Below are 7,273 nucleotides of genomic sequence, written 5' to 3' on the forward strand. Positions count from 1 at the left end.
ACACCTCGTTAATCTGTGGTTTGTGCGGATACGACGCCCTCTTCCAAGAGCTCTTCCCAAGTATATTCTATCACTTTTTCACGGTTTATCAGTTCCACCTGAAGCACCCGTTCCAGAATATTAAGTCCAACGACCTTTGCGGGGCCGTTTGCTGTCGTAATCATTTCTCCTATATCCGGAAGCTGTTCTTTTGCCGTCTCATACTCATCATTCTCATATTTTAGACAGCACATCAAGCGGCCGCAAAGACCTGAAATCTTCGTAGGATTTAAAGACAAGTTCTGATCCTTGGCCATTTTAATGGAAACGGGTTCAAAATCACCAAGGAACGTAGAACAGCAAAGCATTCTTCCGCAAGGACCGATTCCTCCGAGCATTTTCGCCTCATCCCTTACTCCGATTTGGCGAAGTTCAATTCTTGTTTTAAAGATAGAAGCCAAATCTTTTACAAGCTCTCTAAAGTCTACTCGGCCGTCAGCAGTGAAGTAAAAAATAACTTTATTGCGATCAAACGTGAATTCAACATCGACCAGCTTCATATCTAAGCCATGTTCAGTCACTTTCTTTTGGCAGATGTCAAAAGCTGATAAAGCTTCCTGTTTATTTTCTTCTACGATAAGAAGGTCGCGTTCGTCAGCCACTCGTATCACTTTACGAAGGGGCAGCACGACATCATGCTCATCCACCTGTTTATTTGCAATCACGACCTGGCCATATTCAACGCCTCTGACAGTTTCTACAATTACGCAGCTGTCCTTTTCTATATGAAATCCATTCGGATCAAAATAATATATTTTACCCGCTTTCTTAAAGCGGACACCAATTACATTGTACAAGCTTATCCCTCCTGCAACATTAACACCAAGTGCTCCATTAATCCTTGTACATTCACATTGGAATGAAGCCGTTTCTTTGCTTCTAAAACAGCAAGTATCTGATTCGTAACGCTTTGTTGTGTTGATTGTAGCGCATGCTGTTTTATTGATTGGAATAAGTCTTGATAAATCAATTTATCTTCATTTCCTATTTGGATGGACAACACATCCCGATATATCAATAAGAGCATATCAAGACCCATTTCTTGATGGGTTTTTTCTTTGAAAAAGGGCATCCATTGATCTTGAATAAAGAAAAAAGCATGTCCTTTCCGCTGGTGTAGGACTTCATACAATTTTATCACTTTCGCTCTAGACTCTGCAAACTCATCATTTCGACTTAATTCGACTGCTTCTGCTACATTGTTGGTCATGTTGGCCAGAAGTCTTGCCATATGAGGCAAAACGTCCTGTTCCATCAGTCTTTCTTCAATTGCTTTCGGCTGCAAAGGCTGAAAAGGAAGGGTTTGGCATCTTGAAATGATAGTGTCCAATAACCTTTGGGGCTGCTCAGTGATGAGGATGGCCATTGTATCTTTATTCGGTTCTTCTAAAAATTTCAGCAGGCTGTTTGCCGCATTTGCTGTCATTTGATCTGCGTGCGAAATAATATACAGCTTTTTATGAGATTCAAGCCCTGTCTTAGAAAACTCTTCTTGCAACGCTTGAATTTGCGCCTTTTTGATCGATAAACCATCTGGCTGAACAAGATGAAGATCAGGATGGTTCCCTGACTCTATCCGTTTACAGTTTCGGCAGTTCTCGCAAGGCTCCGCGCCGTCCTCGAGGCAAAAAAAGCTTTTCGCAAGAAGCAACGCGGCATCAAGCTTGCCTGTTCCTTTTTTCCCCTCAAACAAATAAGCGTGTGATAGTCTGTCTTTCTCAATACTATTATATAAAAGCTTCATCACTCTGGGCTGAAGCTCGTTCATTTCCTTCCAAGATATTGCCATTGTATCACTCTCTATGTGTAAAGGTTAATCAATAAACCTTTTATTTCGCCAATACGATCCAGTAAATCAATTGCCGGTTTTTCCTGATCCATCATCTCTTCTGTAAGCTGTACCAATGTGTCATCTATTTCCTTCACAAGCCCCAGCGTTTTGCTGTTTCCATACAGGTCAAAGCTTTTCGATGTTTCATGTGAAAGGCCGCTGTCTACAGCTTCTTTGACAAAACGCTTCACAAGTCCTTTAAATCTCGCTAAGTCCTTAAAATTCCGGGATTTCGTCAGTCTTTTTCCAAACGCTTCTATATCCGATAGCAGCCTGGTAAGCTGATCGAATTTCAATTTGCTGCTTTGGTTTTCCATCGATGTTTTAAACGATGCTGTGATCTCAGATGTTTTCACAGAAGGAAGCTGTTTATTATCTAAAAATGTACGTATATCTTTATTAATTTTCACAGTTTCAAATCCTTAAAATTGATGAAATTCATCGACTGGAAGGACAAATACTGTCGCTCCGCCAACTTCAACTTCTACTGGATAAGGGACATATGAATCAGCATTTCCGCCCATTGGAGATACAGGAGCAATCATCTGGTCACGTTTCTGTCCGTTTTCTTTAATGAGATTCAATGCTTTATCGACTCGTATATCCTCGACACCAATCATAAACGTTGTGTTGCCTGATTTAAGAAATCCTCCTGTCGTCGCAAGCTTTGTAACTCTAAAGTTGTGATCCGTTAAGGTTTTCAAAAGTCGGTTGCTGTCCTGATCTTGTACAACTGCCACTATCAATTTCATCTGTGAAGGCCTCCTTTAGATTGGAAACAACAATGATCTCGTTTACATTATTATATCAACTATTGGGAAACAGGTCACAATTGAATTTTTTTCAACGCTTCATTAACCACTTTTAGGGCGTCCTGAACGACTAGGTCTTTGGATTGGCTGGCATCAACTGAGTGAAATCTTTTCGGGAATCGCTTCATCAGCTCTTGGTAACCTTCCCGTACCTTTGTATGGAAGCTTAATTTTTCTAAATCGAGCCTGTTTTTCTCCCGCGAGCCGTTTGCGTGAATACGTTTCAGGCCTTCTTCCGGATCAATTGAAAAATACACCGTTACATTGGGCATCATATCTCCGATGGCAAACTCATTAATTGACAGAACCTCATCAATCCCAAGCCCTCTTGCATATCCCTGGTACGCGAGCGAACTGTCTATGAATCTGTCACAAAGAACAACATGCCCCTGTTCTAAAGCAGGTCTTACTTTTTCAACTAAATGCTGGCGTCTTGCAGCCGCATATAAGAGAGCTTCTGTTCTTGGATCCATTAATGTGTTGTTTTCATTCAGAATAACCTCTCGAATTTGTTCTGCAATATCTATGCCGCCTGGCTCTCGAGTTGCTGTGACCTGAAGGCCCTCTGCTATCAGTATGTTTTTGATTTCGCGCAGAACAGTCGTTTTCCCCGCACCTTCAGGACCTTCGAATGTAATAAATAAACCGCTCATGATTTCCCCTCTTCTATATAAACAAGTAGTTGTTTCTCTTTGATTTTCATATTCCCTTGAACATGCGTTTTCATGCTGATCAAGCGGCTGAGCTTTTCCACGCTTTCTTTTGTAATTCTTTCTCCCGCCATGATCATCGGGATACCCGGAGGATAAGGGATGATATCCTCTGCATTCAGCCGGCCTGCTGCTTCATCAAAGTCCACATATTCTTTCTTGAACGTTCGTAAGACCTTTTTTTGATAAGGCAAGACAGTAACTGGCTGAGCTACCCATTCTGCAGAAACAAACATCTGATCCAGAGGCGTTTTTTCAATCTCTTCATCAATGCTTTTAATCGTTTCAGCGTTTATTCTGCGCTTTCCTCCCAATGGAAGAACGAGCAGTACTTGATTTTCATCAGCAAGCTCAGTGAATATGTTGGCACGCTCTAATATGTTTTGCAGCGTATACCCCGAATGGCCCCGTTTTGAACGAATGGTGAGCTTTAGCGGGTCTGTTATCATCCGCGAATCAGCCGGTTCTACAGATTCTGCATTAGTAAGTAAATCAAACGTTTGTTTAAGTGATTGTATTTGCTGCAGAATGTCAGAAAGCTTTCGTTCTTCTATAATATGCTGCACATAAGCGCGGGCAATGTCTAATGAAGCCATGATCGGATAAGACGGGCTGCTGCTTTGTAAACGGACTAGATACTCTGCAACCCGATTCCGATCGATTCTGCTGCTGTTGAGGTGCAAATAAGAACCCATCGTCATGGCAGGCAGCGTTTTATGAGCCGATTGAACAACGATATCTGCTCCCATTTTCAAAGCTGAGTCTGGAAAAGGCTCCCCCAAAACAAAATGTGCACCATGCGCTTCATCCACCAAAACAGGAATCTCATAATGATGCGCCTCTGAAATGACTTCGGTCAAATCAGCACTATGCCCGTAATATGTCGGATTGGTCAGCACCAAACCTTTTGCATCTGGATATGCTGCCAGGGCTTTTTTAATTGTATCAAGCGGAACATGCGTAGGGACATGCATCGCTTCATCAATGTCAGGTGCGAGATAAACCGGCTCAGCACCAGCCAAATCAACAGCATGAAATACAGACTTATGACAGTTTCTTTGAACCAGAATTGTTTCACCCGGTTCACAAACAGATAAAATCATCGCTAAATTCCCAACAGTCGTACCATTCACCAGGAAAAAACTTTCCGCCGATCCATATAATTGACTGACAAGCTCTTGAGCCTCTTTAATCACCCCAGAAGGATGATGGAGATCGTCCAGTCCTGCCAGCTCTGTTACATCAATGGTGAGAAGCGGATCGAATATCGACTTAGCGTCATCAAAAAAGACATCTCCATTGTGATGTCCCGGAACATGAAATGAATGAGAATTTCTTCTCGCATGTTGAATCAATGCTTTATATAAAGGTGTGTTCATTAAAACAATCCTTTGATTATGTCTTCTTATACTTTATTATATCGTGCCTCTGACAGAACTTAAAGCTAGACTTACTGGTAACTACCTTTCCTTTATTGAAAGCAGTTTTTGCTTCAGATCGCCTTCCATCATCATAAGCTCTTCTTCTGCCTGACGGCGTTTGATTCGTCCTTCTTCTTGTATGGTCAGCGTTTCTTCAAGCGTGCTGATTAAGCTTTCCTGCACCTTCTTTAAAGTATCAATATCAACAAGGCCTCGTTCATTTGCCCGAACGGTTTCAATTGTATTGGTTTTCAAAAGCTCCGCATTTTTCAGCAAAAGCTCGTTGGTTGTGTCAGATACTTTCTGTTGCGCGTCCACTGCATTACGCTGCCGTAAAAGCGTCAGCGCAATTGCTACTTGATTTTTCCAAAGTGGAATTGCTGTCACAATGGATGACTGGATTTTTTCAGCTAATGCTTGGTTTGTGTTCTGAATCAGCCTGATTTGCGGAGCACTTTGAATTGTGATTTGCCTGCTCAGCAGCAGATCGTGCACCCTTTTATCTAACCGGTCAGCAAATTGAATCAAATCGTTCACTTCCTGAACAGCCATTTGGTTATGTTCACTTGATTCGGCCTGTTGCTTCAGTGCAGGAATGGTTTTTGTTTTTAATTCTTCCAGCTTCAGTTCCCCCGCAGCAATATAAACATTCAGCGCTGTGAAATACTCTTTGTTTTTTTCATATAACTGCTCTAACAGCTTATTGTCACTGATTAAAGCATTTTTAGAGTGCTCCAGTTTCAAGCTGATTCTGTCTATCTGTACGCTGGTCTTTTGATATTTAGACAGCACCTCCTGAAGAGAATTCGATACTCTTCCAAACATGCGTGCCAAAAAACCCTTTTTCTTAGACTGAAGATCATCTGGATTTACTTGATCCAGCTTTTTCATCAGCTCTCCAAGAATTTCACCGATCTCTCCGACGTCCTTTTTTTGAACATGATCAATCATGGTATGAGAAAAATTCAGCAGTTTAGACTGAGCTTGTGAACCGTATAAGACAATACTTTGCATATTTTTATGATCGATTTGCCCAGCGAGCTGAATTGCTTTTTTCTTATTTTCCTCGGGAAGAACATCAACAAGGCGTACTTGCTTTTTCTCTGCTTCTACAGTCTCCGCCTTAGGTATCTCTATATCACCAAAAGGATCTGCCAATAATTCATCTATATGAAGGTCGCTTTGATCTCGGTTCATTGCCCTTACCCTCTTCCATTATTTCTTTAATGAATGCTTTGCTGCATCCAATTCAAAATGCAGTTCATCAATTTCATCACCCATTACTTGAGTTAAATCTTCTTCTAAACGCTTGGTCAATTCAGCAAGAGTGATACGAGTCTCACTCAACGACATCGACAGTTCTTTGCTTTTTTTCGGATGAGATGACAGAAAGGCATGTTTCTCTGTCAATTCAACAACCGAATCGAGAGTTTGGTAAAAAAAGCGCTCAGCCTGATAAAACCGCTTTGGCTCTTTTTTAGTGATAATGTAAATTCTTCTGACAAGTCTCAGGATTTCTGCATTTTGTTTAAATATTTGAATGCTTTTTGCTTGAAACAAGGCTTTCCGAAGACGTATGATCTTCTGCCTTGCTTCCTGGAGGTTTTTCTTAATGTAGGCATATTCTCTTCCTGTCAGTGCGTGCTTTTTCAGAAATAGGCGTCTCGCATTCCAAATGCCAGCTGTATATACGAATGCTCCCGAAGCGATCCCATAAACAAAAGATAGGAAAAGCGACTGATTTAAACCGAAAAAGCATATTACCCCTATGAAAACAAAAGTCGCACTGCCTGTTAAACTCCATATTAAAAAGTGAAGAAATCTCTGCATGAGATCATCGACTCCTGTGTTTATACTCAGTTTTAATATTATTATCTACTACGTTCTATACCTAAACAAGTTTCATCTTCTTTTTATGAACCCATTCTTTATGAAAGAGTACAAAAAAAGACCTTTTCAGGTCTAAGAATATAATGGCGGTGTATGAATGCTCTTTAATTTTTTTACGTAAAAGGCATAGTCAGGATCGGAAGTTGATGTAGAAATTACTTTTCTCTCACAATCTAAGCATATGAATTTCGAATAAAGATGAATACCTCTATTCTTCTCTTGATCACAAATCACACATGTATGATTAGGTTTAACAGTTTCATCCATCGTCCCCACCTCCGTACAATTAGCCTTCCCTTAAACCGGATATTGTATACACTATTTAGATCTTTTTGAAACTTGAAATCAGTATATGACCTATATAAGCTGTCGGTGTTTGTATTTGTTTGATTTTATTGACCTTAAATAAACAAAAAACCCAGCTCAATGAGCTGGGTTTAACCTTGCTTGGCGGCGTCCTACTCTCACAGGGGGAAACCCCCGACTACCATCGGCGCTGAAGAGCTTAACTTCCGTGTTCGGCATGGGAACGGGTGTGACCTCTTCGCTATCGCCACCAAACAAATGCCT

At 41.0% G+C, this 7,273-nt stretch carries 9 protein-coding genes and 1 rRNA gene; all 10 read right to left on the reverse strand.

Annotated features, from left to right (window positions below; translation table 11 throughout):
• Nucleotides 1–8: 8 nt before the first annotated feature.
• Nucleotides 9–836 (reverse strand): competence/sporulation regulator complex protein RicT, encoded by an 828-nt coding sequence (gene ricT, locus Q3W56_RS17780; RefSeq protein ID WP_019712998.1) that lies wholly within the window; start codon nt 834–836, stop codon nt 9–11.
• Nucleotides 837–838: 2 nt separating this feature from the next.
• Nucleotides 839–1,828: a DNA polymerase III subunit delta' gene (holB, locus tag Q3W56_RS17785; RefSeq protein ID WP_019712997.1), complete on the reverse strand. Its 990-nt coding sequence runs from the start codon at nt 1,826–1,828 to the stop codon at nt 839–841.
• Between the two features lie 11 nt (nt 1,829–1,839).
• Nucleotides 1,840–2,280 (reverse strand): YaaR family protein, encoded by a 441-nt coding sequence (locus Q3W56_RS17790; RefSeq protein ID WP_302896342.1) that lies wholly within the window; start codon nt 2,278–2,280, stop codon nt 1,840–1,842.
• 12 nt (nt 2,281–2,292) lie between these two features.
• Nucleotides 2,293–2,622 carry a cyclic di-AMP receptor DarA gene (darA, locus tag Q3W56_RS17795; protein ID WP_019712995.1) on the reverse strand — a complete coding sequence of 110 codons (330 nt, stop codon included), beginning with the start codon at nt 2,620–2,622 and terminating at the stop codon, nt 2,293–2,295.
• A gap of 74 nt (nt 2,623–2,696) precedes the next feature.
• Nucleotides 2,697–3,335, reverse strand: a complete 639-nt coding sequence (gene tmk / locus Q3W56_RS17800) for a dTMP kinase (RefSeq protein WP_268399236.1) — start codon at nt 3,333–3,335, stop codon at nt 2,697–2,699.
• Nucleotides 3,332–4,771 (reverse strand): aminotransferase class I/II-fold pyridoxal phosphate-dependent enzyme, encoded by a 1,440-nt coding sequence (locus Q3W56_RS17805; protein ID WP_302896343.1) that lies wholly within the window; start codon nt 4,769–4,771, stop codon nt 3,332–3,334. The genes tmk and Q3W56_RS17805 overlap by 4 nt, the downstream gene beginning before the upstream one ends.
• Nucleotides 4,772–4,852: 81 nt before the next feature.
• Nucleotides 4,853–6,010, reverse strand: coding sequence for a toxic anion resistance protein (locus tag Q3W56_RS17810; protein ID WP_302896344.1), 1,158 nt, complete (start codon nt 6,008–6,010; stop codon nt 4,853–4,855).
• Nucleotides 6,011–6,028: 18 nt separating this feature from the next.
• The gene (locus tag Q3W56_RS17815) at nt 6,029–6,643 is read right to left on the reverse strand and encodes a 5-bromo-4-chloroindolyl phosphate hydrolysis family protein (RefSeq protein ID WP_302896345.1); all 615 of its coding nucleotides are present in this window, start codon (nt 6,641–6,643) and stop codon (nt 6,029–6,031) included.
• Nucleotides 6,644–6,775: 132 nt separating this feature from the next.
• Nucleotides 6,776–6,970, reverse strand: a complete 195-nt coding sequence (gene csfB / locus Q3W56_RS17820) for an anti-sigma-G factor (protein WP_003218290.1) — start codon at nt 6,968–6,970, stop codon at nt 6,776–6,778.
• Between the two features lie 178 nt (nt 6,971–7,148).
• A 5S ribosomal RNA gene (gene rrf, locus Q3W56_RS17825) occupies nt 7,149–7,264 on the reverse strand.
• Nucleotides 7,265–7,273: the final 9 nt, after the last annotated feature.

The sequence above is a fragment of the Bacillus sp. C28GYM-DRY-1 genome (assembly GCF_030519405.1).
In the GTDB taxonomy this organism is placed as follows: domain Bacteria; phylum Bacillota; class Bacilli; order Bacillales; family Bacillaceae; genus Bacillus; species Bacillus spizizenii_A.

Excerpts from the sequence above, each read along its gene's own strand:
- Q3W56_RS17805 (WP_302896343.1), bottom strand. The coding sequence starts at position 4,771 with ATGAACACACCTTTATATAAAGCATTGATTCAACATGCGAGAAGAAAT.
- holB (WP_019712997.1), bottom strand. The coding sequence starts at position 1,828 with ATGGCAATATCTTGGAAGGAAATGAACGAGCTTCAGCCCAGAGTGATG.
- csfB (WP_003218290.1), bottom strand. The coding sequence starts at position 6,970 with ATGGATGAAACTGTTAAACCTAATCATACATGTGTGATTTGTGATCAA.
- Q3W56_RS17815 (WP_302896345.1), bottom strand. The coding sequence starts at position 6,643 with ATGCAGAGATTTCTTCACTTTTTAATATGGAGTTTAACAGGCAGTGCG.
- tmk (WP_268399236.1), bottom strand. The coding sequence starts at position 3,335 with ATGAGCGGTTTATTTATTACATTCGAAGGTCCTGAAGGTGCGGGGAAA.
- Q3W56_RS17810 (WP_302896344.1), bottom strand. The coding sequence starts at position 6,010 with ATGAACCGAGATCAAAGCGACCTTCATATAGATGAATTATTGGCAGAT.
- darA (WP_019712995.1), bottom strand. The coding sequence starts at position 2,622 with ATGAAATTGATAGTGGCAGTTGTACAAGATCAGGACAGCAACCGACTT.